This window comes from Nocardioides sp. TF02-7 (genome assembly GCF_022437945.1).
GTDB lineage: Bacteria > Actinomycetota > Actinomycetes > Propionibacteriales > Nocardioidaceae > Nocardioides.
This window is the reverse complement of the sequence record NZ_CP092535.1, coordinates 3,248,191-3,273,449: the sequence shown is the minus strand read 5'-3', so window position 1 is coordinate 3,273,449 and position 25,259 is coordinate 3,248,191. Positions and strand designations below refer to the sequence as shown.

The window sequence follows — 25,259 nt, the reverse complement described above, 5'->3', positions numbered from 1 at the left end:
GGTCATTCTGCCGTGACCGCCCCCGTCCGCGGCGACGGGTCCACGGGGCGCATCTGGGTCCAGCCCGTCCAGCCGCGCTCCTCCAGCAGCCGCAGCAGCCGGGGCGCGGCGGGCACCGCCTGGAGGAACATCGAGTCGAGGAGGTCGACGAAGTCGTCGTCCATCGTCAGCTCGCCGGCGTCCCACTCGTCGGGGTCGATCGCCTCGAACGTGGCGACCAGCCGGTCGGCGACGGCGGGCAGCCGCGGGTCGTCCTCGTCCCACTCGATGACGTCGGCCAGGTCCCGGTAGAGCCTCACCTGGGCGGGGTCGTCGACCCCGGCCTGCTTGGCCTCCATGTAGAGCGGCATCCGGTCGGGCATCCGGGCGGCGACCAGGATCCAGGCGTCGCGCTCGGCCTCCACCATCCGGTCGGGGACCCCGAGCTCCCGGAGCCGTTCCAGGTAGGCCACCGCCTCCGGGGGGCAGCGCCAGGCTGTCCCCCGCGGCGAGCCGGGCGATCCGTTCGCGGTGCCGGCGCCGCTCGCGGATCTCCTCGCGCAGGCGCTGGTCGATCTCGCGGACGGCCGCGGCGAACTCCTCGGGGCCTGCCGCGAGCAGCTCCCGCACCCGGGCCAGCGGCACGCCGGCGTCCGCCAGCGTGCGGATCCGCACCAGCTCGACCACCGCCCACGCGTCGTACCGCCGGTAGCCGGAGGCGTCGCGCTCCGGCTCCGGCAGCAGGCCCTTGGCGTGGTAGTGGCGCACCGCTCGCACCGTGACGCCGGCGTACGCCGCGAGCTCCCCGATCGTCAGCACGGGTCCAGCATGCCGTTCACCGGGCCGGCACCTTCGTGTAGAGGCGCCGCGACCAGAGGTAGCCGACCAGCGCGATGACCAGGCACCACCCGACCGCGAGCCACCCGTCGCCGCCCACCTCGGTGCCGGTCGTCAGCGCCCTGAGGGTGTCGATGACCGGCGTCAGCGGCTGGTGCTCCGCGAAGTGGCGCAGCCCCCAGGGCATCGCGTCGGTGGGCGTGAACCCGCTGCTGACGAACGGCAGGACCACCAGGAACATCGGCGTGTTGCTGGCGGTCTCCACACTGTCGGCGGCGAGCCCCATCCCGACGGTGAGCCAGGTCAGCGCGACGGCCAGCAGCAGGAGCAGCCCCAGCGCGCCGAGCCAGCCCGCGGGACCGGCGTCGGACCGGTAGCCGAGCAGCACGGCGAAGCCGATCACCACGACGAGCGCGAACGACGTCCTCAGCACCGCGCCGAGCACGTGGCCGGTCAGCACGGAGGAGCGGGCGATGTCCATCGTCCGCAACCGGGCGATGATGCCGCCGGTCATGTCCATCGCGATGGCGATGGCGGTGCCGAGCGCGATGCTGGCGACCGTCATGATCAGGATCCCCGGCGTGATGAACGCGAGGTAGTCCTCGCGGCCACCGCCCGCTCCGGTGCCAGGGAGGCCGGCACCCATCGTGCCGCCGAAGACGTAGACGAACAGCAGCAGGAACAGGATCGGCTGGGCGACCAGCATCACCGAGACCGACGGGTAGCGCCGGATGTGCAGCAGGTTGCGCCGCAGCATGGTGAGCGAGTCGCGGGCGGCGTACGTCGTGGTGGCGCTCATGCCGGCACCTCCTCGGCCGTCCGGGGCCGGGCCGCGCGGCCGGTGAGCGCCAGGAACACGTCGTCGAGGTCGGCGGTGCCGACGGTCACGGTGTCGACCCGGTCCTCGTCGAGGGCGTCGAGCACCCGCCGGAGGCCGGGAAGGCTGCCGTCGTGCGGCACCTGGAGGGCGAGGGCGCCGGTGTCCACGACGGCGTCGGGGTGCAGCGCCGCGGCGGCCGCCAGGCCAGCGGGGTCGGTGAACCGCACGGCGACGTGCCCGCCCGGCACCCTCCGCTTCAGCTCGGCGGCGGTGCCCTCGGCGACGAGCCGGCCGCCGTCGAGCACGCCGATCCGGTCGGCGAGGTGGTCGGCCTCGTCGAGGTACTGCGTCGTCAGCAGCACCGTCACGCCGGAGGCGACCTGCTCCCCGCACGACCGACCAGAGCTCGCGCCGGCTCCGGGGGTCGAGACCGGTGGTCGGCTCGTCGAGGAAGATCAGCCGCGGCCGTGCGACGAGCGTCATCGCCAGGTCCAGCCGTCGCCTCATCCCGCCGGAGTAGGTCTGCGCCCGGCGGTCGGCCGCGTCGACCAGGTCGAACCGGTCGAGCAGCTCCGCGACCGCCGTGGTCGCCGCCGCCCGGCCGAGGTGGGCGAGGTCGGCCATCAGCCGCAGGTTCTCGCGCCCGGTGAGCAGCTCGTCGACCGCCGAGAACTGCCCGGTCACGCCGATCGCGGCGCGCACCCGGCCGGCCTCCCGCCGTACGTCGTGGCCGGCGACGCGGACGTCGCCGTCGCCGGGAGCGAGCGAGGTGGACAGGATGTGGACGAGCGTGGTCTTGCCGGCGCCGTTGGGGCCGAGCAGGGCGTAGACGGTGCCCTCCTCGACCCGCAGGTCGACGCCCTTCAGGACGTGGTGGTCGCCGTAGGACCTCGTCAGCCCGACGACGTCGACGGCAGGGGTTGCAGTGGTCATGCCGACCATGCTGGAACCCTGACGCTGCGTCAGGGTCAAGCGGCACGGCCGGGGTCGTGACGCGAACCGCTCAGGCGCCGCCCCCGCCGGCCTTGCGCCGGTGCATCTTGGGAGCGCCCCCCACCACCTCCGAGCCGTGCGCCTTCTCCTTCGCCGGACGGTCCTCGTGGACCCCCTTCTCCCGGTTGTTCTTCCGGTCCAGGGCCTCGCGCATCCGGGCCTTGAGGTCGTCGTTCGCCCCTGGGGCAGCCATCGCTCCTCCTCGGTTCGTGAGATGCCTCACTTCCCGACCCACCCTCGCATCTCGCGCCGAGGGAGGGAAGCCGATAAGAAGTGACCCGCCGGTAGAGTCGCCGCGATCGCCCCGGCAGGAAAGAGGACCGATGCCACGCCTGTGTGAGACCGACGGACTGACCGAGGACCAGACCGAGATCCTCAAGGCCGTCCGGACCTTCGTCGACGAGCAGATCATCCCGGTCGCCCAGGACCTCGAGCACGCCGACGAGTACCCCGAGCAGATCGTCGAGGGGCTCAAGGAGCTCGGCGTCTTCGGCCTGATGATCCCCGAGGAGCACGGCGGGCTCGGCGAGTCGCTGCTGACCTACGCCCTGTGCGTGGAGGAGATCGCGCGAGGCTGGATGAGCGTCTCCGGCGTCATCAACACCCACTTCATCGTCGCCTACATGCTTATGCAGCACGGCACCGAGGAGCAGAAGCGGAAGTACCTCCCCCGGATGGCGGCCGGCGAGGTGCGCGGCGCGTTCTCGATGTCCGAGCCCGGCCTGGGGTCCGACGTCTCCGCGGTCACCACCAAGGCCACCCGCCTCGACGACGGCGGCTACTCCATCACCGGCCAGAAGATGTGGCTGACCAACGGCGCCACCTCCACCCTGGTCGCGCTCCTGGCCAAGACCGACGAGGGCGCCGACAGCGTCTACAAGAACATGACCACCTTCCTCGTCGAGAAGGAGCCCGGCTTCGGCGAGACCGCCCAGGGCCTCACCGTGCCCGGCAAGATCGACAAGATGGGCTACAAGGGCGTCGAGACCACCGAGCTCGTCCTCGACGACCACCGGATCTCCGCCGACCAGGTCCTCGGCGGCGAGCCGGGCAAGGGCTTCTTCCACATGATGGACGGCGTCGAGGTCGGGCGCGTCAACGTCGCCGCCCGCGCCTGCGGCCTGGCCTGGCGCGGCTTCGAGCTCGGCGTCGCCTACGCCCAGCAGCGCAAGACCTTCGGCAAGCCGATCGCCCAGCACCAGGCGATCCTGTTCCGGCTCGCCGAGATGGCCACGAAGGTCGAGGTCGCCCACAACATGATGGTCCGCGCCGCCCGCCTCAAGGACACCGGGCAGCGGATGGACGTCGAGGCCGGCATGGCCAAGATGGTGGCCTCGGAGTACGCCAACGAGGTCGTCGAGGACTCCTTCCGCATCCACGGCGGCTACGGCTACTCCAAGGAGTACGAGATCGAGCGGCTGATGCGCGAGGTCAAGTTCATGCTCATCGGCGAGGGCACCTCCGACATCCAGAAGATGATCATCGGGCGCCGGCTGCTCGAGGACTACAAGCTCCAGGCCTGACCCGGCGTACGCCGGTCGGCACAGGACGACGGAGACGACGGAGGGGTTTGCGGTGGCGGAACGCGTGGTGCTGCACATCGGCACCATGAAGTCGGGCTCGTCGTACCTCCAGCACCTGCTGTTCGCCCAGCGCTCCGAGCTGGCCGCGGCGGGCGTGCTGGTACCGGGCCGCGACCGGGTGGAGCAGATCGACGCCCTCATGCAGGGCCGGCTCCCGCGGGGGCCGCGCGACCTGTGGGAGGCGATGCGCAGCGAGGTGCGCGACCACCCCGGCACCGCCGTGCTCTCCCACGAGCTGCTCGGAGCCGCCACCGACAAGGTCTTCCGCCACCTGCTGCCCGACCTCGAGCCGGCCCCGGTGGAGGTGGTCGTCACCGTGCGCGACCTCAACCGGACGCTGGTCTCGATGTGGCAGGAGACCGTCCAGAACGGGCGCACCTGGACCTGGGACGACTACTACGCCGCCGCCGAGGCGGCGGCGCCCTACCGCCGCACCGAGGAGCCCGACCCGCAGTCGGCGGGCGGCACGTTCTGGAAGCAGCAGGACGTCGCCCGGATGGTGCGCCGCTGGGCCGACCGCCTCGGCGCCGACCGGGTGACGGTCGTGGTCGTGCCGCCCAAGGGCGCCGACCGCACCGAGCTGCCCCGCCGGTTCGCCGACGCGGCGGCGATCCCGCTCGACCCGACGGTGCCGTCGCCGCGCCCCAACGAGTCGCTCGGACTGGCGTCCGTGCTCGTCGTCCGCCGCCTCAACGAGCTGCTCGAGGAGCAGGGGCACCCCTGGCCCGACGCGATGATGGTCCGCAAGCGGCTGCTCGCCAAGAAGGTGCTGGCTGCGCGCGCCGCGGACGAGCCGCGGCTCTCGCTCGACCCGCCGAGCTGGGTCCGGGAGCAGACCGACGCGACGGTGGCGGCGCTGCAGGAGTCCGGCGTGCGCTGCGTCGGCGACTGGTCCGACCTCGCCCCCGTGCCGGTGCCCGGGGTGCGCCCTGAGGACGTGGACCCGCACCTGGTGACCGAGGCCGCCCTGGCAGCGCTGGCGGCGATGGTCGCACGTGCCGCGGGCGGCAAGGGGCCGGGCGGGCTGACGGCCGCACGACCGGTCCGGCGCCACGGATCCGGGGCGCCGGACCGATAGCCTCGGAGCGTGAGCAGCGCCCCGTCCCGCGTCTTCGCGGCCCGGCTGGTGGGCCTGCCGATCTTCGACCCCCAGGGCGACCAGGTCGGCAAGGTCCGCGACCTGGTCGTGACCATGCGCGTCGAGGGTGCCCAGCCGCGGGTGCTGGGCATGGTGGTCGAGGTGTTCGGGCGGCGCCGCGTGTTCCTCCCGATGACCCGGGTGACCGCCATCGACAGCGGCCACGTCTACACGACCGGGCTGCTCAACATGCGCCGCTTCGAGCAGCGCACGACCGAGACCCTCGTCATCGGCGAGATGCTCGACCGCACGGTCACGATCAAGAGCTCCGGTGTCACCGGCACCGTGTTCGACATCGGGATGGAGCGGGCCCGCACCCGCGACTGGGTGCTCAGCCGGGTCGCGGTGAAGGAGCCGTCGAAGGGGCTGCGCCGCCGCGGACAGACCCACGTCGCCGAGTGGGACGACGTCACCGGCCTCGCCCGCCAGGACGCCCGCCAGGGCGCCACCCACCTGGTCGCGGCGATCAACGAGATGCGCCCGGCCGACGCGGCGAGCGTCCTGCACGACCTCCCGGTGGAGCGGCGTACGGCGGTGGCGCTGGCGCTCGACGACGAGCGGCTCGCCGACGTGCTCGAGGAGCTGCCCGAGGAGGACCAGGTCGGGATCCTCGAACGGCTCGACTCCGAGCGCGCCGCCGACGTCCTCGAGGAGATGTCGGCCGACGACGCCGCCGACCTCATCGCCGACCTGCCGCCGGAGACGGCCGAGATCCTGCTGCAGCTGATGGAGCCGGGCGAGGCCGAGGACGTGCGGCGGCTGATGAAGTACGTCGAGAACACCGCGGGCGCGATGATGACGCCCGAGCCGGTGATCCTCGGCCCCGACGCGACCATCGCCGACGCGCTCGCCCACGTCCGCAACCCCGAGCTCACGCCGGCGCTCGCCGCCCTGGTCTACGTCTGCCGCCAGCCGTTGGAGCCGCCGACCGGCAAGCTGCTCGGGGTCGCCCACATCCAGCGGCTGCTCCGCGAGCCGCCCTCCACCCTGGTTGCCGGCGCGCTCGACGACGAGCTCGAGGCGCTGCGTCCCGACGCGAGCATCGACCAGGTCGCCGCCCACCTGGCGACCTACAACCTGGTCGCAGCGCCCGTGGTCGACGAGGACCGCCGCCTCCTCGGGGCGGTCACCGTCGACGACCTCCTCGACCACATGCTGCCGGCCAACTGGCGCGAGCGCGCCGTGTCGACCGACCAGGGCACCATGGGACCGGAGGCGCCCCGTGGCTGAGACCCGCCGCTCCGTCGACCGCCTCGACACCCCGCGCTCCACGCGTCGGCAGCTGGTCCGGCGGCCGACGTACAACACCGACGCGTTCGGGGTGTTCGCCGAGCGGTTCGCCCGGTTCATGGGCACGTCGCGCTTCCTGATCTGGATGACCGTCTTCGTCGTCGTCTGGGCGCTGTGGAACACCGTCGGCCCGGACGAGCTGAAGTTCGACCAGTACCCGATGGTGTTCCTGACGCTCATGCTCAGCCTGCAGGCGTCCTACGCCGCCCCCCTGATCCTGCTCGCGCAGAACCGGCAGGAGGACCGCGACCGCGTGATCGCCGCGCAGGACCGCGAGGCGGCCACCCGCGCCCACGCCGACATGGAGTTCCTCGCCCGGGAGGTCGCCTCGCTGCGGATGGCGATGGGCGAGGTCGCGACCCGCGATTACCTGCGCTCCGAGCTGCGCTCGCTGCTCACGGAGCTCGAGGAGCGCGACGACGAGCGCGGGGCGGGGCGGCGCGCCGAGGGTGGGACGTCTCACGGGGGCGCGAGTCGTCCTCCCCCGCGGACGCTCCGTAGACTCGGTTGTCGTGAGCACCACGCACCCGGTCCCCACCGTCGAGCAGGTCACCGCCGCGCTCACCACGGTCAACGACCCCGAGATCAAGCGCCCGATCACCGAGCTCGGGATGGTCGACACGGTCGACGTCGCCGACGACGGCGTCGTGAGCGTCCGCGTGCTGCTGACCGTGGCCGGCTGCCCCCTGAAGGACACGATCAACCGCGACGTCACCGCCGCCGTGGGCGCGGTCGACGGCGTGAGCCGGGTCGACCTCGACCTCGGCGTGATGAGCGCCGAGCAGCGCGGTTCCCTGCACGAGCAGCTCCGCGGCGGCGCGGCGCAGCGGGAGATCCCGTTCGCCCAGCCCGGCTCGCTCACCAAGGTGGTCGCGATCGCCAGCGGCAAGGGCGGCGTCGGCAAGTCGTCGGTCACCGTCAACCTCGCGCTGGCGCTGGCCCGCGCCGGCCGCAAGGTGGGCGTCGTCGACGCCGACATCTACGGCCACTCGGTGCCGGCGATGCTGGGCGTCGCCGACCAGCGGCCCACCCAGGTCGAGGACCTGATCATGCCGGTGCCGACCCCGTCGGGCGTCTCCGTGATCTCGATCGGCATGCTGAAGCCGCGGCGCGACCAGGTCGTCAGCCTGGCGGGGCCCGATGCTCGACCGGGCGCTCGTGCAGATGCTGTCCGACGTCTACTGGGGCGACCTCGACGTCCTCCTCCTCGACCTCCCGCCGGGCACCGGCGACGTCGCGATCTCGCTCGGTCAGCACCTCCCCGGCGCCGAGGTCGTGGTCGTGACCACCCCGCAGGAGGCCGCCACCGAGGTCGCCGAGCGCGCCGGCACGATGGCCTCGATGATGCACCAGCGGGTGATCGGCGTGGTCGAGAACATGAGCTACCTCCCGTGCCCGCACTGCACCGCGGAGGGCAAGGACCACCGGCTCGAGGTGTTCGGCGCCGGCGGCGGCGACCGGGTCGCGGCGACGCTCTCCCAGCGGTTCGGCTACGACGTGCCGGTCCTCGGCCGGGTGCCGCTCGACATCTCGCTCCGCGAGGGCGGCGACGTCGGCAAGCCGATCGTCGAGTCCGACCCGACGTCACCTGCCGCAGCCGCCCTCCGGGAGATCGCCGACCGGATCGACGGCCGCGGGCGCGGTCTCGCCGGCCTCCAGCTCGGCCTCACGCCGACCAGCAAGTTCTGACCCGGTCGCGCACGGCGGGGGCAGCGGGTGTTCGGCATCGGCTTCGGCGAGCTCGTCGTCATCGCGTTCCTCGCCGTGCTCGTCTTCGGCCCCGACAGGCTGCCCGACCTGGCGCGTCAGGCGGGCCGGATGCTGCGCACCGTCCGGCAGTTCGCCAACAACGCGCGCGACGAGCTCCGCTCCGAGCTCGGTCCGGAGTTCTCCGACCTGGAGCTGCGGGACCTCGACCCGCGGGTGATCGTGCGCAAGCACATCGCCGAGGCGATGGCCGAGGAGGACGACGACGAGCCGCGCCGCAGGCGCCGGCCCGGCCAGCGCCCGCTCGGCCCGGGCGAGCGGCCGCCGTACGACGTCGACGCGACCTGAGGTCCTAGCCGAGCGACTGCGCCGCGGCGAGCGCGTCGAACGCGACCAGCCGCAGCCGGCGCTCCTCCCCCGTCACCAGCTCGCAGAAGTCGGCGCCCACCCGGCGCAGCGTCCCCTCGTGCCGGCTGCCGTCGCGCAGGTGGAGCATGCAGCGCTCACCGGCCTCGGCGACCCGCCGCAGCGCCGACCCGAGGCCGAGGCGGGTCAGCGGCGACCACGCCACCTCGGGAACCGACCGCACCGATGCTCCCTCGACCGTGCTGATCGCGCCGGTGCTGACCACCCAGTCGTGCGGCCGGGAGGAGAGAAGCAACCAGTCGGCCGCGACCCGCTCGAGGGTGCCCGACACCGGACCGACCCCCGGCCACCACCAGCGTCACGTCGGTCCCGGCCGACGCCATCAACCGGCTGGCGAGGGTGACCTGCTGGTACTCCGCGCGGCTGCGGTCGGCGACCTCCGCGTCGCGCTCCGCTGCCGCGAGCGCCCCTGCCTGGTCCTCCAGGTCGTCGAACAGCGCGAACAGCTCGTCCTCCCAGCCCATGTCGTCAGCCCACCACAGACGTCTGTGGAAAGCAGATTGACGCGGAGCACCAGTGGACGCAGACTGACGCAAACGTAAGCAAACGCAAGCACACGCAAGGCGATCTCGGGATGTACGTCTGCTCGCAACCACCGGCACGGCTCCGCTGCTGCGCCGTCTGGGTGCTCGTCACCGGTGTCGCCGCCGCGCTGACGACGGCCGCCGCGGCGGTGGTGGCAGCGCCGCTGCGTGGCGACCGGCCGGTCACCTTCGCCGACCTGCTCACCGGGGCTGCGCGGCCGCGGCCCTCGTCGCGGCGGGGTGGCTGTGGCTGCTCACCACCGACGTGGCCGTGCGGGTCGTCCTCGGCCGTCTGCCGGCCGCTCGCGCCCGCCGGCCGGGGCCGCTGCGGGCGCTGGTCCTCCTCGCTTGCGGGGCCGCCGCCCTGGGGGGCGCCCGCCGCGGCGGCGACCGGCCCGGTCCCGGACGAGCGCTCTCCCCGCACCGATCCACCGGCGAGGGTCGGCCAGGAGCTCCTGGCCGGCCTGCCGCTGCCCGACCGGGCGACCGGCGGTGCGCGGCGGCCGGCGGCGCCGGAGACGCATCGGGTGCGGACCGGTGACTCGCTCTGGACGATCGCCGCCGACCGGCTCGACGGCGCGGCGAGCGCGGCCGAGGTCACGGCGTACTGGCAGCGCGTCCACGCCGTCAACGCCGCCGAGATCGGCCCCGACCCCGACCTCATCCACCCCGGGCAGCAGCTCGTGCTGCCGCCGCCTCACCAGCCGCAGGAGCACCGATGACCGACACCGTCGCGACGCCGTTCCCGCTCCGCCCCACGGGCGTGCGCCTCCCGGTGCCCGTCGCCGCCACCCAGGGCACGCTCGCCCTGGCCATCCTGCCGCGGCACGAGCCGCCGCCGCCGGCGGGCGACGCCGGGGCGGGATCGGTGGTCGTGCCGATCGACCAGCGCCAGCGCCGCGCCGTCGAGGAGTGGGCCCGTCGTTACGTCCAAGCCGCGGTCGAGATCGTCGGTGGCGACCGCCCGGCGTCCCAGCTCCTGCGCTGGACCACCCCCGAGGTCTACGCCGACCTCCGCCGCCGCGCCCTGCTCGTCGCCCGCGCTGGCGGTCACCAGCCCGGCCTCGCCCGGGTGCAGCCGGTGCGCCCCCGCGTGCTGAGCGTGCACGCCTGCTTCCTCAGCACCGACGTCGTCGAGGCCGCCGTCCACGTGCGGTACGGCGAGCGGTCGCGCGCGCTCGCCACCCGGTTCGAGCGGGTCCGGCAGCGCTGGCTGTGCAGCGCGCTGGACTACTCCTGAGCCCCGACCGCTCGCCGGTTACGAGACCCGCGCGGTCAGCCCGCTGGGGCCGCCGGGCGCGCCGTGGCACCGCTTGTACTTCTTGCCCGAGCCGCAGGGGCACAGCTGGTTGCGGCCGACCTCGGCGTACTCGTCGTCGGCGTTGCTGGCCGTGGTGCCCTTGACCTCCGGCTCGCCGGTCACGTCGCTCGGCGCGGAGTAGGCCAGGAACTGCGGCTGCTTCGGCTTCTCCAGGCCCTTCGCCCGGATCCGCGGCGCCTGGCCCGCCGCGGCGGCCTGTCCGGCCGCTGCCGGCTGCGGCTCCGACGGCAGCTCCCGCCGCATCGGCTCCACCTCCACCGGGGGGCTCCGCGAACGCGCCCGGGTGCATCGGGCCCGCGTGGCGGGTGCCGTCGGCGTGGTAGTGGAACTCCTCCCTCTTCCTCCTCCTCGACCTGGACCTCGAGGTTGAAGAGGAAGCCGACCGTCTCCTCCTTGATGCCGTCCATCATCGCGGCGAACATGTCGTAGCCCTCGCGCTGGTACTCCACCAGCGGATCGCGCTGCGAGTAGGCGCGCAGGTAGATGCCCTCGCGCAGGTAGTCCATCTCGTAGAGGTGCTCGCGCCACTTGCGGTCGAGGACCGAGAGCAGGACCCGGCGCTCGAGCTCACGCATGACCTCCTCGCCGACCTCCTCCTCGCGCTGGTCGTAGGCGGCCTGGGCGTCGGCCTTGAGCCGCTCGATCAGGTCGCCCTTCTCGAGCGCCGCCTGGCTGCCGGCCTCCTCGACGAGCTCGCGGTGGTCGATCGACACCGGCCAGAACTGCTTGAGGTCGGTCCACAGCTGCTCGAGGTCCCACTCCTCGGAGAACTCGTCGAGCGCGCCGGTCACGAAGCCGGTGACGACGTCGTCGACGAAGCCGCGGATCTGCTCCTCGAGGTCCACGCCCTCGAGCACCTCGCGACGCTCGGCATAGATCACCTTGCGCTGGCGGTCCATGACGTCGTCGTACTTGAGGACGTTCTTGCGGGACTCGAAGTTCTGCGACTCGACCTGCCCCTGGGCGTTGGCGATCGCGTTCGTGACCCGCTTGTTCTCGATCGGGACGTCGTCGGGGATCTTGAGCATCAGCAGGACACGGTCGACCCAGTCGGACTTGAACAGCCGCATCAGCTCGTCCTGGAGCGACAGGTAGAACCGGGACTCGCCCGGGTCGCCCTGACGACCGGACCGGCCGCGCAGCTGGTTGTCGATCCGGCGCGACTCGTGCCGCTCGGTGCCGATGACGTAGAGGCCGCCGAGCTCGCGGACCTCGTCGTGCTCGGCCGCGACCTGTGCCTTGATCCGCTCGAGCGTCTCCGGCCACTTCTCGTCGTACTCGTCGGCGGTCTCGCCAGTGGGCTCGAGGCCCTGCTTGCGCAGCTCCTGGTCGGCGAGGAACTCCACCGAGCCACCGAGCATGATGTCGGTGCCTCGACCGGCCATGTTGGTGGCCACGGTGACCGCGCCCTTGTGGCCTGCCAGCGCGACGATCTTCGCCTCCTCCGCGTGGACCTTCGCGTTGAGGACCGTGTGCGGGATGCCGCGCTTCTTCAGCTGGGTGGCGAGGTACTCCGACTTCTCGACCGAGACCGTGCCGACGAGGATCGGCTGCCCCTTCTCGTGCCGCTCGGCGATGTCGTCGACGACCGCGTCGTACTTCGCCTCCTCGGTGCGGTAGACGAGGTCGGGCTGGTCCTTGCGGACCATCGGCTTGTTGGTCGGGATCGGGACCACGCCGAGGTTGTAGATCTTGTCGAACTCCGACGCCTCGGTCATCGCCGTGCCGGTCATGCCGGAGAGCTTGTCGTAGAGGCGGAAGTAGTTCTGGAGCGTGATCGTGGCGAGGGTCTGGTACTCCTCGCGGACCTTCACGCCCTCCTTGGCCTCGATCGCCTGGTGCAGGCCGTCGTTGTAGCGGCGGCCCGCGAGCATCCGGCCGGTGTGCTCGTCGACGATGAGCACCTCGCCGTTCATGACGACGTACTCCTTGTCGTTCCGGAACAGCTCCTTGGCCTTGATGGAGTTGTGGAGGAACGAGATCAGCGGGGTGTTGGCCGCCTCGTAGAGGTTCTCGATGCCGAGGTGGTCCTCGACGCGGGTGATGCCCGGCTCGAGGACGGAGATCGTGCGCTTCTTCTCGTCGACCTCGTAGTCGACGTCACGGGTGAGCTTCTGCGCGATCTTGGCGAACTCGGCGTACCACTTCACCTCGTCCTGCGTCGGGCCGCTGATGATCAGCGGCGTCCGCGCCTCGTCGATGAGGATCGAGTCGACCTCGTCGACGATGGCGAAGTTGTGGCCGCGCTGCACGCAGTCCTCGAGCGCGCTGGCCATGTTGTCGCGCAGGTAGTCGAACCCGAGCTCGTTGTTGGTGGCGTAGGTGATGTCGCAGGCGTAGGCCTCGCGACGCTCGGCCGGCTTCATCTGCGGCAGGATCACGCCGGTGGTCAGGCCGAGGAAGTGGTGGACGCGGCCCATCCACTCCGCGTGGTACTTCGCCAGGTAGTCGTTGACGGTGACGACGTGGACGCCCTTGCCCTCGAGGGCGTTGAGGTACGACGGCAGGGTGGCGACCAGCGTCTTGCCCTCACCGGTCTTCATCTCGGCGATGTTGCCCATGTGCAGCGCCGCGCCACCCATGATCTGCACGTCGTAGTGGCGCTGGCCGATCACGCGGTTGGCGGCCTCGCGGACGGTGGCGAAGGCCTCCGGCATGATGTCGTCGAGCGTCTCGCCGTCGGCGAGGCGCTTGCGGAACTCGTCGGTCATGCCGCGGAGCTCGTCGTCGGACATCTTGACGAAGTCGTCCTCGATGGCGTTGACAGCCTTGGCCACGGCCTCGAGCTGACGGAGGATCTTGCCCTCGCCGATGCGGAGGAGCTTGTCGATGATCATGGGCACGGCTGCCACTCTACCGAGCGGCCGCTAGTCGTCAGATTCCCCGCGGGATTCCCACGCGGCGTACGCCGCCTCCCGCTCCCGCTCGATTTTCCGGCCCAGCCAGTACGCCGTCCCCCACAGCAGGGCGAAGATCCCCCCGAGCACGAACATGAGCGGCACCACCAGCCCGAGCGCCACCGCCGCCACCTGCACCGCGTGGCCCGGCCAGTAGGCCCACTCCGCCCGCAGCAGGCCGGCCACGACCAGGCACCCGACCGCCAGGCCGAGGCCCACGGTCAGCGCGACCGGCGGGTCGACGTCGGCGATGGTGATCATCACCGGCGTGGTCAGGCCGAGCGTGATCGCCTCCAGCGACAGGACCGCCGCGCACATCGCGCGTCGCGGCGACCGGCCGCCCCGCGCGGGGACCGCCCCGCTCACCGACGGCCCCGCAGCAGCTGGCGCGCCTCACCGACGGTCACGACGGAGCCGGTGACGAGCACCGCGCCGGAGCCGAGCGCGTCGCCGGACCCGGCGGCCGCCTCGGCGAGGCCGGCCGCCTGGTCGATCGCGTCGGCCAGCCGGGGGCGACGATCACCCGGTCCTCACCGAACACCTCGATCGCGGTGCGGGCGAGGTCGTCGACGGACATCGCCCGGGCGGTGGAGCTCTGGGTGACCACGACGTGCCGCAGGTGCGGCTCGAACGCGGCGAGGAACCCCTCGGCGTCCTTGTCGCCCATGACGCCCACCACGCCGACCAGCGGGTCGAACCGGAAGGAGTCCTCGAGCGCAGCCGCGGTCGCCTCGGCACCCGCCGGGTTGTGGGCGGCGTCGAGCACGATGGTCAGGCTGCGCCGCACGACCTCCAGCCGGCCCGGCGAGGTCGCCTCGGCGAACGCCTGGCGGACGACCTCGTCGGCGAGCGGCTCGTCGCCGCCGACCAGCGCCTCCACGGCGGCCAGCGCGACCACGGCGTTCTGCGCCTGGTGGGCGCCGTAGAGCGGGAGGAAGAGCTCGTCGTAGCGACCACGGCGGCCCTGCAGCGTCACCGACTGCCCCCCGACGGCGGGCACCCGGGAGACGACGCCGAAGTCGACGCCCTCCCGGACGACGGTGGCGCCGACCTCGGCGGCGCGGCGCAGCAGCACCTTGGCGACCTCCGGGGTCTGCAGGGCGACGACGACGGTCGCACCCTCCTTGACGATCCCGGCCTTCTCCTCCGCGATCGCGACCGGCGTGGGGCCCAGGTAGCCGGCGTGGTCGACGGCGATCGGCGTGACCACCGCGACGTCGGCGTCGATCACGTTGGTGGCGTCCCACGAGCCGCCCATCCCGACCTCCACCACGGCGACGTCGACCGGGGCGTCGGCGAACGCGGCGTACGCCATGCCGACGACGGTCTCGAAGAAGGAGAGCGGGTGCGCCTCGCTCTCGTCGACGAGGTGGGTGTAGGGGGCGACATCGTTGAACGCCCGCACGAAGTCCTCGTCCGACAGCGGCTCGCCGTCGATGCTGATCCGCTCGCTCATCCGCTCCACGTGCGGGCTGGTGAACCGGCCCGTGCGCAGGTCGAGGGCCCGCAGCAGCGCGTCGACCATCCGCGCCGTCGACGTCTTGCCGTTGGTGCCCGTCAGGTGCACCGACCGGTAGGCCCGCTGCGGGTCGCCGAGCAGCTCGGTGAAGGCGCGGATCCGGTCGAGCGACGGCTCCAGGCGGGTCTCGGGCCACCGGGACAGGAGGGCGTCCTCGGCCTCGGCGAAGGTCTCGGCGGCACGGGCGGCGGGATCGGTCATGGCGGGCGCGAGTCTACGGCGCCCCCCTCCGTCGGCCCCTGTCACCGGCCCCGTTCCACCTGCATCCGGATCCACGACGCGACCTGGCGCATCAGCGGCTCGGCGGCGTCGAACACCCGGTCGTGGCGCCAGAACCCGTGGATCTGCCCGAGGTAGCGGGTGCCGACGACCTCCACCCCGGCGTCGGCGAGCAGCTCGACCAGGTGCTCGCCCTCGTCGCGCAGCGGGTCGTGCTCGGCCGTGACGACCAGCGTGGGCGGGAGGAGGCCGAGCCGGTCCGACCGGAGCGGCGCCAGGTCGGGGTGCTCCAGGTCGGCAGGCCCGGCGGCGTACTGCTGCCAGTACCAGGCGGCCTCGGCGACGTCGAAGCCCTCGGCCGCGGTCCGGTAGGAGTCGTAGGACGTCGTGGGGTCGAGGAAGGGGTAGACGAGCGCGACCCCCGCGAACCGCTCCGGCCGCCGGAGCGCCGTCACCAGCGCGAGGTTGGCGCCGGCGCTGTCGCCGTGGGCGAAGGTGGGCAGGCCGGCGAGGCCGGGCTGCTCGTCGAGCCAGGCCAGCGCGGCGCTGACGTCGTCGGGGGCGGCCGGGAACCGGTGCTCGGGCGGCCGCCGGTAGTCGACGCTCAGCACGGCCGCGCCGGTGCGGTTGGCGAGCCGCCGGGCCGCCGGGTCGTGGATCTCGACGTCGTTGAGGACGAACCCGCCGCCGTGCGCGTGCAGCACCACGGCGTCGTACCCCTCGGGCAGGTAGAGCCGGGCGGGCACGCCGCCGGCGTCGACGTCGCGCACCTCCGCGACGTCCTCCCGCGGGGCGGTGAGCGCCTCGGCGTGGTCGCGGGCGCGGGCGGCGGCGACGTCGTAGGCCGGGTCGTTCACCCGCAGCTCGGACTCGTACTGCTCGATCGCCTTGCGGGCCTGGGGGTGGAGCGCCATGGCGCCACCCTAGGAGTCAGCCGATCACGAGCTGCACGGTGTCGACGACTCGCCGGTAGCCGAGCTGCTCGTAGAGCCGGTTCGACACCGGGTTGGCCTGGTCGGTGAACAGGATCGGCCGGTGTCCCTGCTCGAGCAGCAGGCGGGACACGGCCGCGACACCGGCGGCGCCGTAGCGACGGCCGCGCAGCGCCTCCGGCGTGAACACCGGACCCACCCGCACGGTGCCGAACGCCGGCGGGTTGGCGCCGGTCAGGTGGACGGGTACGTCGTGCTCGTCGACCCAGAACCACAGCACGCCCTCGGCCAGCTTGCGCTCGACGTCCGCGAGTGTGAAGTGCCCGGGGTCGTGAACCGACCCGGGCTCGCGGCCGGCCTGCTCGTCGGCGTCGAGGAAGAACCGGTGGATCCACTTCAGCGCCAGCTCCGCCTCGTCGGGACGCGCCTCCCGCAGCCGGCCCGGCACCGGCGGGGGCTCGACCAGGTCGCCGAGCTCGAACAGCCGTTGGTGCAGGAGCACCTCGACCCCGGTGCCGGTGCGGGCGGCCACCCGGGCGGCGACCACGTCGGTGGCCGGCCGGTCGCCGTTGACGCCCCCCGACCTCCTCGCCCCGGTCGAGGATCGCGTCGGCGAGCGCCTCCGCCGCCGCGTCGGGCATCGACAGCACGTACGCCGGGTAGGGCGCGAACGGGGCCGTCCGCATCGCCGCGCCGACCACCGCCCCGGTCCGGTCCGCCACCACCGCGAACCACCAGAACGGCAGCCCCCGCGCGGGTCCTCCCCGCGCTCCGCCGCCGCCCGCGCCCGCTGCGCCGTGGTGGCCACCACCGTCGCCGGCACCGGGTCCGCGGCCAACAGCTCCCCCGGCGCGGTCGAGGAACTCCGCCGCGTCAGTGGTGAAGGTGACCCGGTGGCCGTCGGCGTTGTCCGTCATGCGGTGAGGCTGGCACCGGGGCCGGGGTGGGGCAAGTGGGTTTCGGGTGCTGGGGTCGGTGCTCCGGGAGCGGTGGGGTTCGGAGTGCGGGCGACAGGTCCGCCGGGGTCGCGACCGACAGGCAGCGACGAGGAGGAGAGGGCTGGGGCGGGGCGGGCGGTCGGGTGGCGGGCCGCGATTGGTCAGAAACCGCACGGAATCAGCCCCCGCGCCCGCGGTTCGTGACCAATCGTCGCTCCCCGGAGTTCCAGTCACTCCCCGGGCGCTTAAACCGGTCACAGCACCGAGGGAGTCGCTCGAACACCCGGGTACCCGCCCCATCAGGCTCGGAGTGCGGGCGACAGGTCCGCCGGGGATGCGACCGACAGGCAGCGACGAGGGAGGAGGTGCGGGGGCGGGGCGGGCGGTCGGGCGGCGGGCCGCGATTGGTCACAAACCGCACGGAATCAGCCCCCGCGCCCGCGGTTCGTGACCAATCGTCACTCCCCGGAGTTCCAGTCACTCCCCGGGCGCTCAAACCGGTCACAGCACCGAGGGAGTCGCTCGAACACCCGGGTAGCGGCCGTGGGCGCTGCCGCCGGCCGCGGCGCCCGACCCGCGGCTCACTCCTCCCCGTCGCTGCCTGTCGGTCGCGACCACCGGCAACCCGCCACCCGCGCCGCGCAGCCGACGGGAACCAGAAGCCCGGACGACCCTCAGGTGCTGTCGCCGTCGAAGGACACGTGGTGGCCGGAGCGGATCCGGTGGGCGACCTCGGCGACCCAGGCGTCGTCGACGGTCAGGCCGCGCTGCTCCAGCTCCGCGCGCAGGCGCTGGTCGACGTCGGTCGCGGGGTCGTCGGTGTAGGCGGTCGCCGTCGCGTCGACGGCGGCCTGCGTGGCTCCGCGTGCCTGCTCGGGGTCGGGCGTCGCGCTCATGCGGGGCGAGTACCCAGCGGCACCGGGCTCACCCGGGCAGCCCACCCGCCGAGCAGTCACCCCTCGAGCCGGGCGAGCTCCTCGTCGACGACCGCGGGGTCGAGCTTGGTGAACACCGGGGTCGGCTTCGCCACGGGGGTGCCCGGCTCGACGGGGTGACGCCGCCAGGCGGGGAAGCCGGAGTAGTCGCCGGTGATGACCGGGTACGCCGCGCCGCCGTCCAGGTCGTCGACCTCGTCGATCCGGGGCATCGGCGCGACGTCGCCCTTGCCGCCGAGCGCCCGGTCGACCTCGTTGGCGGAGAACGGCAGGAACGGCGCGAGCACCAGGTTGAGGTCGGCCACGCACTGGGCGGCGACGTGGAGGATCGTGCCGAGCCGCTCGCGCTGCTCCTCGCCCTTGAGCTTCCACGGCTCGTGGTCGGAGACGTACTTGTTGACCTCGCCGACCGCGCGCATCGCCTCCCCGACCGCCGCCTTCTGCCGGTGCCGGCCGATCAGGTCGCCGACCGTCGCGAAGGCCCCCTCGGCGACGGCGAGCACCGCCTCGTCCTCCGGGGTGAGCGAGCCGGCGGCAGGGATCTCGCCGAAGTTCCTGTGGATCAGGTTCGCCGTGCGGTTGACCAGGTTGCCCCCAGCCCGCCACCAGCTCGTCGTTGGTGCGCCGCACGAACTCGGCCCAGGTGAAGTCGGCGTCCTGGTTCTCCGGGCCGGCCGCGGCCACGAAGTAACGGAACGCGTCGGGCTGGTAGCGGCTGAGCAGGTCGCGGACGTAGATCACCACCCGCTTGGAGGAGGAGAACTTGCGACCCTCCATCGTGAGGAACTCCGAGCTGACGACCTCCGTCGGCAGGTTGAGCACGCCGTACTGGCCCGGCTCGCCGCCCCGGCTCCCCTGGCCTGCGTAGGCCAGCAGCTCGGCCGGCCAGATCTGGGAGTGGAAGGTGATGTTGTCCTTGCCCATGAAGTAGTAGGACAGCGCCTCCGGGTCGTTCCACCAGTCGCGCCAGCGGTCGGGCTCACCGAGCCGGCGGGCCCACTCGATCGACGCCGACAGGTAGCCGATCACCGCGTCGAACCAGACGTAGAGCTTCTTCGTCGGGTTGTCGCGCCACCCCTCGAGCGGGATCGTGATGCCCCAGTCGATGTCGCGCGTCATCGCCCGCGGCCTGATCTCCTCGAGGATGTTCTTGGAGAAGCGGATGACGTTCGGCCGCCACAGGCCGGTCGCCTCCCGCTGGTCGAGCCACTCCCCCAGCGCGTCGGCCAGCGCCGGCAGGTCGAGGAAGAAGTGCTGCGTCTCGACGAACTCCGGGGTCTCCCCGTTGATCCGCGAGCGCGGGTTCTCCAGGTCCTGCGGGTCGAGCTGCTTGCCGCAGTTGTCGCACTGGTCGCCCCGGGCGCCGTCGTAGCCCTAGTGGGGCAGGTGCCCTCGATGTAGCGGTCGGGCAGGGTGCGGCCGGTGGACGGGCTGATCGCCCCGAACGTGGTCCGCTCGACGAAGTAGCCGTTGCGGTGGACGCCGAGGAACAGCTCCTGCACGACCGCCTCGTGGTTGCGCGTCGTGGTCCGCGTGTAGAGGTCGTAGGTGACGCCGAGCGAGACCAGGTCCTCGACGATCAGCCGGTGGTTGCGGTCGGCGAGCTCCTGGGGCGCGACCCCGGCGTCGTCGGCGGCGATCAGGATCGGCGTCCCGTGCTCGTCGGAGCCCGACACCATCAGGACGTCGTTGCCGGCCATCCGCTGGTAGCGGCTGAACACGTCGGAGGGCACGCCGAAACCGGCGACGTGGCCGATGTGGCGCGGGCCGTTGGCATACGGCCAGGCGACGGCGGAGAGGACACGGCTCATGGCGTCGATCCTAGAGGCGGCGCCGCGACAGCTGCGCGGCGGATTCAGCCGGTGCGGAGTGAGGCCTGGCGGCGGCGGAACTTCCGGATCCGGCGCGCCGTACGCCGGCGCACGGCCGGCAGCGCGGCGTAGAGGCGGGCACCGGGGCAGGCGGTCTGGTTGGTGTCCCGGTGGCCGTCGATCGTGGGGAGCCGGACCCGACGGCCCTCGCGGAACCGGTCGCTGCCGCCGCTCCGGATCCGGATCCTCGCGCGGGGCCGGCCGTCGTAGAGGTCGAGCTTCCACGACGCGATCCGCACGAGCGCCCGGATCACCGCCCGCGGCGGCTCGGTCGTCTCGTAGCTGCCGATCACCGCCACCCCCACCGAGGCGTGGTTGAACCCGAGGGTGTGGGCGCCCCGCACCGCCTTGCGCGGCCCGCCGGCGCGGCCCACCCAGAGCCGGCCGAACCGGTCGACCAGGAAGTTGTAGCCGATGTCGGACCAGCCGAGGTTCTTGGTGTGGTAGCGGTACATCGCGCGGATCATGGCCGGCACGTCGGCGCGTCGGTAGTCGTTGCCGTTGACGGTGTGGTGCACGTGGAGCTGCCGGATCCGGCGGTTGTAGGAGGGCGACCCGTTGCGCCAGGCGGGGTTGGGTCCCCAGGCCTTGCGGAACAGCATCCGCGGCATCGGCACGGCCCCCGGCTTCGGGAGGGTGCCTCCTCCGTTGCGGCGGGGCGCGGAGAGGCGTTCGTCGGCGCGGCGGTCGCCCGGCAGTCGGCGGAGCTCGAGCAGGGTCAGCACCGGGGCCCGCGCGGCGCCGGTGAGCTCCAGCTGCACGGCGTCGCTCGGGCCGGTCCAGGTGAGGTCCGTCGCCGCTCCGCGGCGTCCTCGCTCGGGGCCGCGCCGGTCGGGGCCGTGGCTCAGCGGCGGGAGCTCACGCCACCCCGTCCAGCCGCCCGACGTCCGGCGCCAACGGGCCCACACCCGACCGCGGCCGCCCCGCCAGGTCACGCCGACCATCCGGAACCGGTCGGCCTCGATCACCGGCGTCCGCAGCCGCCCACCTGCCCGCCGGGTCGTGGCCGGCAGGGTGTCGAGCTCGAGGTCGAGGGCCGCGATGCCGCCGTCGTCCACCAGCCGGCGGCGGCCTGGCAGGGTGGTCGCGGGCGGCACGGAGCGGGCCGGTGCGGCGTGCGTGGCCCCGACCGCGGTCGCGGCTGCGGCAGCCGCCGGCAGGATGCTCAGGTCACGGCGTGCGAGTGGCAGGTCCGAGAAGCCCATGGTCATCGAGCATGCGTCACCCGCCCAAGGGATATGGGAATCTCCGCGGCGGGCGTGTCAGCGGGTCAAGGGGTTCGGACGCTGCGGCCGGCGAAGGCGGCGAGCCGCTCGTAGCTGCCGGCACCCTCCGGCGCCTCCTGCTCGGCGCCGAACGCCTCGCCGCGCAGCTCCGGCTTCAGGCTGGCGCGCATGAACGCCAGCCCCGTCTCGGCGACCTCCGGGTCGAGGCGCTCGACCGGGGAAGCCGATCGCGGTGGCCAGGTCCCACGTGTGGATGGCCAGCTCGGAGACGATCATCGCGGCCGGCACCGGCGGGTCCTCCGTCAGCTCGTGCCAGGCGTGGACTAGGTCGTCGGCGTGCACCCGGAACGCGGCACCCCACGACTCGGTGACGTGGGGCGGCGGCGCGTCCCAGTCCGGCCGGTCGCCCCGCACCATCGTCAGGAACGCGACCGGCGAGTCGACCAGGTGGTCGGCCAGCCGGCCCACGTCCCAGTCGCTGCACGGTGTCGGGTCCCCGAGCCGGTCGGCGTGCACGTGGTCGAGCACGTCGCCCGCCTGGTCGAGGGCCCGCACCAGCACGGGGAGGGTCTCTGACTGCGTCGACGTGGACATGGTCCGACGGTAGGCCACGGCCGGACGCCGGTCGAGGGTCCGGCCGGCTCCACGTTGTCGGCGCGAACGGATTTGCGGGGCCGACGATTGGTCACAAACCGCATGCGAAAGGCCCCAATTTCATGCGTTCTCTGACCAATCGTGGCGGTCTCACGCGGCCGAACGACGATTGGTCACAAAACCGCGGGTCGGGGGCCGGCGGGTACGGCTCAGCGACCGACCGGCCCCCCGCAGGCACGCTCCCGCGCCGACCGCAACCCGACCGACAACCGCACCACGCGACCCGGCCCTCGTCGCTGCCCTGTCGGTCGCAACCACCGCCGACCCGCCACCTACGCCGCGCACCTCAGCCGAGAGGCCCCGGCCGTCAGCTGAAGTCGAGGTCGCCGGTGCGGGTGCGCTTCAGCTCGTAGAAGTAGGGGAACGACGCCACGGCCACGCAGCCGTCCCAGAGCCGGCCGGCGTCCTCGCCGCGCGGGATCTTCGAGAGCACCGGGCCGAAGAACGCCGCGCCGTTGACCGCGATCGTGGGCGTGCCGACGTCGTCGCCGACCTGGTCCATCCCCTCATGGTGCGACTCCGCCACCGCGTCGTCGTAGGACCGGTCGTCCATCGCGTCGGCCAGACCGGCGTCGAGGCCCGCCTCCTCGAGCGCCTCGACGACGAGGGCCCGGCCCTGGTCGTCCTGCTCGTGGAGGCTGCGGCCGCCCAGGTGGATGCGCTCACCGAGGGCGGTGTAGAGCGGCAGCAGCACGTCGTCGCCGTACTTCTGCTGGGCCGCGATCAGCACGCGCACCGGCCCCCAGGCCGGGGCGAGGATCCGTCGGTAGTCGTCGGGGATGTCCCGGTCCTGGTTGAGGTAGGCCAGCGACATGACGTGCCAGCGCACCTCGATGTCGCGCACCTGCTCGACCTCGAGGATCCAGCGCGAGGTGATCCATGCGAACGGGCAGAGCGGGTCGAACCAGAAGTCGGCCCGGTCCTTCTCGGCGTCCCGGTCGACAGGGCGGGCAGGGGCGGCGGGGGCAGCGGTGTCCGAGGTCATGTCCGTACCAACAGTACGGACGACGGTCCACATTCCCGACCAGCGGCTCCTAGCGCCGGCGGAGCACCCGCACGACCGACGCCGCGACGGCCGGCTCCACGGTCGTCGTTCCCGCGAAGCGCACCCGCACCTTGCGTCGCCCGGGCACGACGCCGGGCACGACCACCCGGGCCCGCCCGTCGACCAGCTGGACCGTCGCCTGGCGGACCCCCACCCGCACCACGACGCGCCCGTCGACCGGTCCGACGCCGGGGGCGGTGAGCCGCACCCGGACCACGGCCCGCCGCGGCTTCCCGACGACCCGCGTCGCGAGGGTCGGCCGGGTCGTGACGGCCGCCGGTGCGGCCAGCCGCTCCACCAGCGGCAGGAAGTTGCGTCGGCTGTGGGTGACCCGCACCGAGATCTGCGTGCCGAGGTCGTCGGCGGTCAGGGCGTACGACGTGCCGGTGGCGCCCGCGACCGCCCGCCCGTCGCGCAGCCACTGGTAGGAGCGGCCGGCGTCGGCGGGCGTGACCGTCGCCGGGGTCACGGCGAGCTCGCTGCCGACCCGGGTCGTGCCGTCGAGCACCGACGGCGCCGTCGTCTCGATCTTGCCGACCGCGACCGGACCCACCGGCGTCGAGCGCACCGGCTGGTTCTTGTAGCCGGCGCCCCGCGCGGGGGTGTTGACCTGGATCTGCTTGCCGACCAGGTCGCGGGTCAGCGCCAGCCGGGGACCGTCGGCGCCCTCGATGATCTCGCCGTCCGCCAGCCACCGGTAGACGCCGGGCCGGGTCGCCGGTGAGAACGTCGCCGGCACCGCGGTGAGAGACTCGTCGACGAGCGGGTCGCCGGCGATCGTCGGGCGGGTCACGACCTCGAACTCGCCGCGCGCGACCGCGGCGCTCGCCGCGGAGGTGGCGGTCGCGGGGGTGAAGCCCTGCTTGCGGCCGGTCACCGACACGGTCAGCCGCTTGCCCGCCTGGTCGGCGCCGGGGGTGAAGACCTGCTCGGTCGCCCCGGGGATCCGCTCGCCGTCGGCGTACCACTGGAACCCCAGGGTGAGCTTCTTGGCCGCGGGCTTCCAGTTGCCGCGCACGGCCCGGAGCGGGACGCCGACCTGCGGGGTGCCGCTGACCGTCGGCGGGGCGAGGCTCTCCACGACCTTGGTGTCGACGAAGTGGATGAAGCCGGTCGGCCACCGGCCGCTGTCCTTGGTCAGCCGGCGCCAGTGGAACGTGCCGCCCCAGCTGTCCTCGGAGATGATGATCTCGGTGGCGGAGACGACGCGCTCGACGTAGGCGACGTGGCCGGCGGAGCCGCTGCCGTTGGAGTAGCGGCCCCACCAGGCGATCGCGCCGACCGCCGGCTTCTGGTCGGTGATGTGGCGCATCTGGAGGCCCCACTCGCTGGCGTTGCCGCCGCCCGACCAGGGGGCGCTCGTTGGGCATGCCGGCCTTGATCATCCGGTACGCCGCGTAGTTGGTGCAGTTGTGCCCGCTGTACATCCGCCAGTACATGCGGTGGTTGACCGCGCCGTAGCCGGCGTCGGAGTAGCCCGCCCGGCGGCAGCCGTCGTAGCCGCTGCAGAGGTACGTCGACCCCGCGACGGGGGTCGGGTCGGGCGACGCCGCGGAGCCGGACGGGGCGTTCGCAGCCCGCTCGTCCTGGGCCGCGGTGACCACGAGGAGGGTCGCCAGCAGCGTGCTCGCGAGCAGGGCGGACCCGCCGCGCCAGAGGTGTCGTCCGAGACGCATGGGCTCCACTCTCGGCCACTTCCGCCTCAGAACGCAACAAAATGCCCGAAAAACCCACCCGTCACAGGCGTGTCGCGCTTGACTTTCGAGAGTTACACCGTTGTGGTTCGCCGCCGTCGTTCGTCCTCGAGGACAGTTCTGCCGCGCCCGATGCCGGGCGGACTGGCGTCCGGTGCGAGGATGGCGAGCATGCCCGGAACGAACCTCACGCGCGACGAGGCCACCGCCCGTGCCGCGCTGATCGACGTCACGTCGTACACGATCGACCTCGACCTCACCAGGGCCACCGAGGACGGCGTGGAGACCTTCGGCTCGACCTCCACCATCACCTTCACGTGCCGCGAACCCGGCGCCGAGACGTGGGTGGACCTGGTCGACGCGACCGTCCACGAGATCACGCTCAACGGCGAGCGGCTCGACCCGGCGACGGCCTACGCCGACAGCCGGATCGCGCTGCCCGGACTCCGCGCGGAGAACGAGCTGGTCGTGCGCGCCGACTGCACCTACTCCCACACCGGCGAGGGCCTCCACCACTTCGTCGACCCCGCCGACGGCCGGGTCTACCTCTACTCCCAGTTCGAGGTCCCGGACGCGCGGCGGGTGTTCGCCTGCTTCGAGCAGCCCGACCTCAAGTCGGTCTTCGACTTCAACGTCACCGCACCGGCGCACTGGAAGGTGGTCTCCAACGCACCCACCCCGGAGCCCGTCGACCGCGGCGACGGCACCGCC

General features: G+C 73.0%; 20 protein-coding genes and 6 pseudogenes. 9 read left to right on the top strand and 17 right to left on the bottom strand.

Features of this window, described 5'->3' with window-relative positions:
* Positions 1 to 2: 2 nt before the first annotated feature.
* The 4 genes and pseudogenes from MF408_RS16840 to MF408_RS16820 all read right to left on the bottom strand — a co-directional run bounded on the left by MF408_RS16840 (position 3) and on the right by MF408_RS16820 (position 2,822).
* Positions 3 to 452 carry a hypothetical protein gene (locus MF408_RS16840; RefSeq protein ID WP_240252190.1) on the bottom strand — a complete coding sequence of 150 codons (450 nt, stop codon included), beginning with the start codon at positions 450 to 452 and terminating at the stop codon, positions 3 to 5.
* Positions 453 to 648: 196 nt separating this feature from the next.
* Positions 649 to 747, bottom strand: a pseudogene (locus MF408_RS16835) (MerR family DNA-binding transcriptional regulator); the annotation flags it as partial.
* 67 nt (positions 748 to 814) lie between these two features.
* Positions 815 to 2,569, bottom strand: coding sequence for an ATP-binding cassette domain-containing protein (locus MF408_RS26995; protein WP_345893752.1), 1,755 nt, complete (start codon positions 2,567 to 2,569; stop codon positions 815 to 817).
* A gap of 70 nt (positions 2,570 to 2,639) precedes the next feature.
* Complete coding sequence (locus tag MF408_RS16820; protein ID WP_240248655.1) at positions 2,640 to 2,822, bottom strand: DUF5302 domain-containing protein; 183 nt, start codon at positions 2,820 to 2,822, stop codon at positions 2,640 to 2,642.
* Between the two features lie 130 nt (positions 2,823 to 2,952).
* On the opposite strand from MF408_RS16820, the gene MF408_RS16815 reads away from it, so the two are divergent.
* From MF408_RS16815 to MF408_RS16785, 6 genes and pseudogenes are all read left to right on the top strand, one after another.
* On the top strand, positions 2,953 to 4,152 hold the full coding sequence (locus MF408_RS16815) for an acyl-CoA dehydrogenase family protein (RefSeq protein WP_240248654.1): 1,200 nt from the start codon (positions 2,953 to 2,955) through the stop codon (positions 4,150 to 4,152).
* A 52-nt stretch (positions 4,153 to 4,204) separates the two neighbouring features.
* Positions 4,205 to 5,290, top strand: coding sequence for a hypothetical protein (locus tag MF408_RS16810; RefSeq protein WP_240248653.1), 1,086 nt, complete (start codon positions 4,205 to 4,207; stop codon positions 5,288 to 5,290).
* A gap of 9 nt (positions 5,291 to 5,299) precedes the next feature.
* Complete coding sequence (locus MF408_RS16805) at positions 5,300 to 6,580, top strand: CBS domain-containing protein (protein WP_240248652.1); 1,281 nt, start codon at positions 5,300 to 5,302, stop codon at positions 6,578 to 6,580.
* A gap of 52 nt (positions 6,581 to 6,632) precedes the next feature.
* Positions 6,633 to 7,028: pseudogene (locus MF408_RS16800) on the top strand (DUF1003 domain-containing protein); the annotation flags it as partial.
* A 124-nt stretch (positions 7,029 to 7,152) separates the two neighbouring features.
* Positions 7,153 to 8,329: pseudogene (locus MF408_RS25695) on the top strand (P-loop NTPase).
* Between the two features lie 27 nt (positions 8,330 to 8,356).
* Positions 8,357 to 8,695 carry a sec-independent translocase gene (locus MF408_RS16785; protein WP_240248651.1) on the top strand — a complete coding sequence of 113 codons (339 nt, stop codon included), beginning with the start codon at positions 8,357 to 8,359 and terminating at the stop codon, positions 8,693 to 8,695.
* Positions 8,696 to 8,699: 4 nt separating this feature from the next.
* Here the strand turns inward: MF408_RS16785 and MF408_RS16780 are convergent, their stop codons facing one another.
* Complete coding sequence (locus MF408_RS16780; RefSeq protein ID WP_240248650.1) at positions 8,700 to 9,044, bottom strand: hypothetical protein; 345 nt, start codon at positions 9,042 to 9,044, stop codon at positions 8,700 to 8,702.
* A gap of 303 nt (positions 9,045 to 9,347) precedes the next feature.
* Here MF408_RS16780 and MF408_RS16775 point away from each other — a divergent pair, with 303 nt between their 5' ends.
* Complete coding sequence (locus MF408_RS16775; protein WP_240248649.1) at positions 9,348 to 10,019, top strand: LysM peptidoglycan-binding domain-containing protein; 672 nt, start codon at positions 9,348 to 9,350, stop codon at positions 10,017 to 10,019.
* A complete protein-coding gene (locus MF408_RS16770) occupies positions 10,016 to 10,537 on the top strand; it encodes an Rv3235 family protein (protein ID WP_240248648.1) in 522 nt (173 codons plus the stop codon). The genes MF408_RS16775 and MF408_RS16770 overlap by 4 nt, the downstream gene beginning before the upstream one ends.
* Positions 10,538 to 10,555: 18 nt before the next feature.
* On the opposite strand, the gene MF408_RS16765 is transcribed toward MF408_RS16770, so the two are convergent.
* The 12 genes and pseudogenes from MF408_RS16765 to MF408_RS16710 form a co-directional block, all read right to left on the bottom strand.
* Positions 10,556 to 10,720 carry an SEC-C metal-binding domain-containing protein gene (locus MF408_RS16765; RefSeq protein ID WP_240248647.1) on the bottom strand — a complete coding sequence of 55 codons (165 nt, stop codon included), beginning with the start codon at positions 10,718 to 10,720 and terminating at the stop codon, positions 10,556 to 10,558.
* Entirely contained in the window at positions 10,717 to 13,449 is a 2,733-nt protein-coding gene (gene secA / locus MF408_RS16760) for a preprotein translocase subunit SecA (RefSeq protein ID WP_240251975.1), read from the bottom strand. The genes MF408_RS16765 and secA overlap by 4 nt, the downstream gene beginning before the upstream one ends.
* Positions 13,450 to 13,485: 36 nt before the next feature.
* Positions 13,486 to 13,881: a DUF4233 domain-containing protein gene (locus tag MF408_RS16755; protein WP_240248646.1), complete on the bottom strand. Its 396-nt coding sequence runs from the start codon at positions 13,879 to 13,881 to the stop codon at positions 13,486 to 13,488.
* A gap of 37 nt (positions 13,882 to 13,918) precedes the next feature.
* Positions 13,919 to 15,235, bottom strand: coding sequence for a Mur ligase family protein (locus tag MF408_RS16750; protein WP_345893751.1), 1,317 nt, complete (start codon positions 15,233 to 15,235; stop codon positions 13,919 to 13,921).
* A 41-nt stretch (positions 15,236 to 15,276) separates the two neighbouring features.
* Positions 15,277 to 16,167: an alpha/beta hydrolase gene (locus MF408_RS16745; protein WP_240248645.1), complete on the bottom strand. Its 891-nt coding sequence runs from the start codon at positions 16,165 to 16,167 to the stop codon at positions 15,277 to 15,279.
* A gap of 16 nt (positions 16,168 to 16,183) precedes the next feature.
* Positions 16,184 to 16,717: a GNAT family N-acetyltransferase gene (locus tag MF408_RS16740; protein WP_240248644.1), complete on the bottom strand. Its 534-nt coding sequence runs from the start codon at positions 16,715 to 16,717 to the stop codon at positions 16,184 to 16,186.
* A 1,080-nt stretch (positions 16,718 to 17,797) separates the two neighbouring features.
* The gene (locus MF408_RS16735) at positions 17,798 to 18,019 is read right to left on the bottom strand and encodes a hypothetical protein (RefSeq protein WP_240248643.1); all 222 of its coding nucleotides are present in this window, start codon (positions 18,017 to 18,019) and stop codon (positions 17,798 to 17,800) included.
* 56 nt (positions 18,020 to 18,075) lie between these two features.
* Positions 18,076 to 19,869, bottom strand: a pseudogene (gene metG / locus MF408_RS16730) (methionine--tRNA ligase).
* 44 nt (positions 19,870 to 19,913) lie between these two features.
* Positions 19,914 to 21,140, bottom strand: coding sequence for an N-acetylmuramoyl-L-alanine amidase (locus MF408_RS16725; RefSeq protein WP_240248642.1), 1,227 nt, complete (start codon positions 21,138 to 21,140; stop codon positions 19,914 to 19,916).
* A gap of 51 nt (positions 21,141 to 21,191) precedes the next feature.
* Positions 21,192 to 21,749 (bottom strand): maleylpyruvate isomerase N-terminal domain-containing protein, encoded by a 558-nt coding sequence (locus MF408_RS16720; protein WP_240248641.1) that lies wholly within the window; start codon positions 21,747 to 21,749, stop codon positions 21,192 to 21,194.
* A gap of 367 nt (positions 21,750 to 22,116) precedes the next feature.
* Complete coding sequence (locus tag MF408_RS16715) at positions 22,117 to 22,794, bottom strand: disulfide bond formation protein DsbA (RefSeq protein ID WP_240248640.1); 678 nt, start codon at positions 22,792 to 22,794, stop codon at positions 22,117 to 22,119.
* A gap of 49 nt (positions 22,795 to 22,843) precedes the next feature.
* Positions 22,844 to 24,181 (bottom strand): annotated as a pseudogene (locus MF408_RS16710) (CHAP domain-containing protein); the annotation flags it as partial.
* On the opposite strand from MF408_RS16710, the pseudogene MF408_RS26990 reads away from it, so the two are divergent.
* A pseudogene (locus MF408_RS26990) lies at positions 24,156 to 25,241 on the top strand (hypothetical protein); the annotation flags it as partial. The pseudogenes MF408_RS16710 and MF408_RS26990 overlap by 26 nt on opposite strands.
* Between the last annotated feature and the right edge of the window lie 18 nt (positions 25,242 to 25,259).

Excerpts from the sequence above, each read along its gene's own strand:
- MF408_RS26995 (WP_345893752.1), bottom strand. The coding sequence starts at position 2,569 with ATGACCACTGCAACCCCTGCCGTCGACGTCGTCGGGCTGACGAGGTCC.
- MF408_RS16820 (WP_240248655.1), bottom strand. The coding sequence starts at position 2,822 with ATGGCTGCCCCAGGGGCGAACGACGACCTCAAGGCCCGGATGCGCGAG.
- MF408_RS16815 (WP_240248654.1), top strand. The coding sequence starts at position 2,953 with ATGCCACGCCTGTGTGAGACCGACGGACTGACCGAGGACCAGACCGAG.
- MF408_RS16775 (WP_240248649.1), top strand. The coding sequence starts at position 9,348 with ATGTACGTCTGCTCGCAACCACCGGCACGGCTCCGCTGCTGCGCCGTC.
- MF408_RS16770 (WP_240248648.1), top strand. The coding sequence starts at position 10,016 with ATGACCGACACCGTCGCGACGCCGTTCCCGCTCCGCCCCACGGGCGTG.
- MF408_RS16750 (WP_345893751.1), bottom strand. The coding sequence starts at position 15,235 with ATGACCGATCCCGCCGCCCGTGCCGCCGAGACCTTCGCCGAGGCCGAG.
- MF408_RS16745 (WP_240248645.1), bottom strand. The coding sequence starts at position 16,167 with ATGGCGCTCCACCCCCAGGCCCGCAAGGCGATCGAGCAGTACGAGTCC.
- MF408_RS16735 (WP_240248643.1), bottom strand. The coding sequence starts at position 18,019 with ATGAGCGCGACGCCCGACCCCGAGCAGGCACGCGGAGCCACGCAGGCC.
- MF408_RS16725 (WP_240248642.1), bottom strand. The coding sequence starts at position 21,140 with ATGACCATGGGCTTCTCGGACCTGCCACTCGCACGCCGTGACCTGAGC.
- MF408_RS16720 (WP_240248641.1), bottom strand. The coding sequence starts at position 21,749 with ATGTCCACGTCGACGCAGTCAGAGACCCTCCCCGTGCTGGTGCGGGCC.
- MF408_RS16715 (WP_240248640.1), bottom strand. The coding sequence starts at position 22,794 with ATGACCTCGGACACCGCTGCCCCCGCCGCCCCTGCCCGCCCTGTCGAC.